General features: G+C 52.9%; 2 protein-coding genes and 1 pseudogene. All 3 read right to left on the bottom strand.

Annotated features, from left to right (window positions below; translation table 11 throughout):
• Window positions 1-35: 35 nt before the first annotated feature.
• Window positions 36-497 (bottom strand): annotated as a pseudogene (locus BFN10_RS03870) (LysR substrate-binding domain-containing protein); the annotation flags it as partial.
• Between the two features lie 211 nt (window positions 498-708).
• Complete coding sequence (locus tag BFN10_RS03865; RefSeq protein ID WP_071488546.1) at window positions 709-3,030, bottom strand: YncE family protein; 2,322 nt, start codon at window positions 3,028-3,030, stop codon at window positions 709-711.
• Window positions 3,031-3,325: 295 nt separating this feature from the next.
• A partial coding sequence (locus tag BFN10_RS03860; protein ID WP_244159043.1) for a LysR substrate-binding domain-containing protein occupies window positions 3,326-3,719 on the bottom strand: 394 nt, incomplete at its 5' end.

Below are 3,719 nucleotides of genomic sequence, written 5' to 3'. Positions count from 1 at the left end.
CCCTCCCACATTTGATCTATATCACCTGGGAGAGATCAGTTCGCCAGGCGCGCACCGCTGAGGCTGCCACTCAGTTCATACGCCACCAGTTCCGCCTGGTGCGCCGCCAGAATCTCCGGCAGCGAGCCGCGCAGGTATTCCACCCAGGTCTTGATTTTCGCATCCAGGTATTGGCGCGAAGGATAGATGGCGTACAGGTTCAACTCCTGGGAACGGTAGTTGGGCATGACCCGCACCAGGGTGCCGTTGCGCAGGCCCTCGATGGCCGCGTACACCGGCAACAGACCAATGCCCATGCCGCTAGTGATCGCGGTTTTCATCGCGTCGGCCGAGTTCACCAGGAACGGCGAGGTATTGATTGCCACGCTTTCCTGGCCTTCGGGGCCGTTGAAGGTCCACTTGTCGAGCTGGATCACCGGGCTGACCAGGTGTAGGCAGGCATGGTTGAGCAAATCCTGTGGGCGCTGTGCGCAACCTTTAGTCTTGACGTAATCCAGTACGGCGATAGCGAGCGATGGTGTCTATGACGAAATGCTGGCCGATGCAATTGGAGGACGTGTTGGCGTGCCAGTCGAGCAAGCGCTGGAATTTGAAAGATCAGGGCGCATCCAAAAGGCAGCGCCCCTTCTCCGCGGTGCTCTCGCCAAGCCATGATTGTCTTGCGACCACCATGCCCGGATTTTAGAGGGCGCTCTCAAGGGGCGACTCTTAAGTCGGGAGTTTGATGCGCGTGAGTTGATCTGTATCTGCCAGGTACAGCGTTGATTGGTCTGGCAACAAGGCAAGTCCATAGGGTTTGGAAAAGCCGCCGGCTTTTCCAATGACTCGATTTGACTGCGCATCGATAACGACCAGTTTGCCTTCACCCGGGTCAGAGGCGTACACCTTTTTACCGTCTGAGCTCACGATCACGGTATACAGGTTCTTGAAGCAGGAAACTTCTGTAATAAGACTGAGCGTTAGAGTGTTTATGACGGTTAATGAGGCCGACAGGAAGTTGGCAACATATAATGTCGATCCGTCTGGGCTGAGAGCAAGACCATTAGGTTGCGAAAATCCATGTTCAAGGGTATGAGCAATAGCGTTTGTGGCTAAGTCAACCACTGACACCGTGTTAGCGCCTAGGTTTGCTACAAATGCACGGGCACCGCTCGGTTCGATTGCAATCCCTCTGGAACGTTTGAAGCCTGGAATCGTATGGTGGAGCGTGTAGTCACTGGTTTTAAAGATGTACACATTGTGGTTATCGAAGTTAGTGGCGTACAGGTATTTCCCATCAGGCGTCACTGCTGAGTCAAACGTCGGATTTGTAGTGATTTTCTTGATAATGGAGTGAGTCGGCACGTCTACAAGATGTAGCCCTGATTCGCCGCAGACGTAAGCCAACTCGCCTGAGCGATTAAAGGTGATCATGCGTGTATTTCCCGTTGGAAGGTTGGCGACAACCCCTTGAGTGTCGGTATTGATAATATCCAGCCCGCCTTTATACCACTTTCCGACAAATAACCATTTGTTGTCAGGAGAGGCGGTTACCTCCCAGGGTGAGCCGACCAATCGAATTTTCTGAGTGACCTTGTATGCTTGTTTGCTTAACACCTCTTGTGTCGGAAATGGCAGGCTGGTGCTTTCATCGATTTGATTATCGAAATTTGCTTTACACGTAATCTGCAGCAATTTTCCCTCGGACAGTGTGCTCAGGTACGCAGGAGGTACATAGCACTCAATGAACTTTTGGTCTTTTTCTTGGGGTGTCAAAGGTGTTCCATAGCGCAGCCAGTACAGTGCTTGACCTTGTTCATGTAGATTAACCCAGATGGGTTGACCGACAAATGCAAACGGCCAGATCTTGACATGTACGGTTGCTCCACAACTGCCGGCGCTTGGATCAAAAACGCCCTCCTCGGACCCAACAAGATTTGGGCTGGGTAAGTCGGTAAGAGGCAGAATAGTCAAGTCAAAGTCGGTGGAGTTCCATTTTTTCCCGTCTCGATGAACGATGTATCGAACGGCGACCATATTGTCGAAGTTGGCGCGGACAGCAGAGGGAGGAACGTGAACCTCCAAAATACCAGTGTCGTTGCCGTTTATGCAGTCAAGGTCTGGCGATCCTATTTCATCGTTTGTGCCTATCCACTCGGCACATATAAGATCTGTCGGGAGCATCTCGTACGCTATGCGTATGGTGGCTCCCTGCTGCGCATGAAGAGGATTCAAGAACTTTCCACTGGCTTGACGTACTGAAGGTGGATTCAGTTTCAGGTCAGGATTACCCAGACGCAGATTGTTGGTGTTTCTATGAAATTCTTGCCCATTCGCGGGTAGTGCTGAGGTAGAGGGGTCCAACGGGGGCAGCGCTTCAGCGTTGCTATAGATCACTTTTGCGGCGCCCGTGACAGATGAATAATCACTGTTGTCAATGAGCCAATTTCGAGAGACTTCGAAGTCTAAAGAACCCTTCTCAATATCTTTATCGGTTAACGTGTAGTTCTCAAAAACACAGTACAACCTTTTTGGGTTCAAATGTTCTTCGCCGACGTACTCTAGCCAGAGTCTATTTCCCGCCTCGATGAAAGGGGGTAGCTTCAACGTTCCTCTGGCATTGCCCCAGAATCTGCGCATGTCCAACCAAGGTGAACCGTCCTGTTGCACAACATCAAGTAGTTCGGGCCGGGGCATATCCGTCAAGCTGATGACTTCGACTGTCAGATCAAGTGTCCCCTCCTGCACAGGCTGCCCCTGCAATGTAATGGTGCAAATAATATGCACCGTCAAGCCGATACTGAAGCCAATGACTGAGGGCGGGATGAAAATGGCTACCTGACCGCTATCGCTGCCTTGAGCGGTAAAGTCGTAGCGCCCTTCACCGTCGATGACGATCCACTGCAAGGTGATGAGGTGCTCGGGTGTCATGGGGTACGTGACAACGGCGTTGGTACCTTGTTGCACCAGCATGGGAGGTAGAGTGTTGTTGGTGGTTGCCCGTTCTATCACCAGCAGGGGTAGCAGGTTGTTGGAGGACTGTGTAGGCATGGGTTGGCTCCATTCAGTAATTAGCAACATCAGCTTGATAGCTGACGTTGAACACTAAATATCGCTGTCTGTCAGGTGTGCCTACTGTGAAAGTTAACAGTTCCGATCGGTGGAGTGGCGTTATCAGAGGGCATGTTATCAAGGGAGAATTGATAAGAGCGTCTGCTCAGGTTTGTGATCGGAACGGGGGGCTTGCCCCCGAGAGCGGTGTTTCAGTCACTATGATGTGCTGACTGACGCACCGCTATCGGGTTCAAGCCCCCTCCCACATTTGATCTATATCACCTGGGAGAGATCAGTTCGCCAGGCGCGCACCGCTGAGGCTGCCACTCAGTTCATACGCCACCAGTTCCGCCTGGTGCGCCGCCAGAATCTCCGGCAGCGAGCCGCGCAGGTATTCCACCCAGGTCTTGATTTTCGCATCCAGGTATTGGCGCGAAGGATAGATGGCGTACAGGTTCAACTCCTGGGAACGGTAGTTGGGCATGACCCGCACCAGGGTGCCGTTGCGCAGGCCCTCGATGGCCGCGTACACCGGCAACAGACCAATGCCCATGCCGCTAGTGATCGCGGTTTTCATCGCGTCGGCCGAGTTCACCAGGAACGGCGAGGTATTGATTGCCACGCTTTCCTGGCCTTCGGGGCCGTTGAAGGTCCACTTGTCGAGCTGGATCACCGGGCTGACCAGG

The sequence above is a fragment of the Pseudomonas extremorientalis genome, assembly GCF_001870465.1.
In the GTDB taxonomy this organism is placed as follows: Bacteria; Pseudomonadota; Gammaproteobacteria; order Pseudomonadales; family Pseudomonadaceae; genus Aquipseudomonas; species Aquipseudomonas extremorientalis.
The sequence above is the reverse complement of the archived record's forward strand: the minus strand, read 5'-3'. Positions and strand labels throughout refer to the sequence as shown.

Excerpts from the sequence above, each read along its gene's own strand:
- BFN10_RS03865 (WP_071488546.1), bottom strand. The coding sequence starts at position 3,030 with ATGCCTACACAGTCCTCCAACAACCTGCTACCCCTGCTGGTGATAGAA.